The organism is Methanoculleus sp. DTU007 (assembly GCF_001512385.1).
Lineage (GTDB): Archaea > Halobacteriota > Methanomicrobia > Methanomicrobiales > Methanoculleaceae > Methanoculleus > Methanoculleus thermophilus.
Genome location: NZ_LFRO01000063.1, coordinates 6,220 through 6,494 on the forward strand (window position 1 = coordinate 6,220; position 275 = coordinate 6,494).

Below are 275 nucleotides of genomic sequence, written 5' to 3' on the forward strand. Positions count from 1 at the left end.
AGCCCCATGCAGTAGATGGGAGCCGCGAGGACGATGCAGTCGGCCGCGATGATCCGGTCGTAGACGTAGTCCATGTAGTCCCGCTGGACGCACCGGTTGAGCTTCTCGCAGAGGTTGCACCCCCTGCACGGCCGGATATCCACCTCGGTTACGGCGATCTTCTCGACCGCGGCCCCTTCCCGCTCCATCGCCGCGAGCACCCAGTCGAGGAGGGTCTCGGAGTTGCCGTGGCGCCGGGGCGAGGCCGCAAACGCGAGGACGTCGATGGTCATATA

Annotated in this window: 1 protein-coding gene; it reads right to left on the reverse strand. The window is 65.8% G+C overall.

Annotated features, from left to right (window positions below):
• A partial coding sequence (locus ACI94_RS06820; protein WP_286681251.1) for a flavodoxin family protein occupies window positions 1-272 on the reverse strand: 272 nt, incomplete at its 3' end.
• Window positions 273-275: the final 3 nt, after the last annotated feature.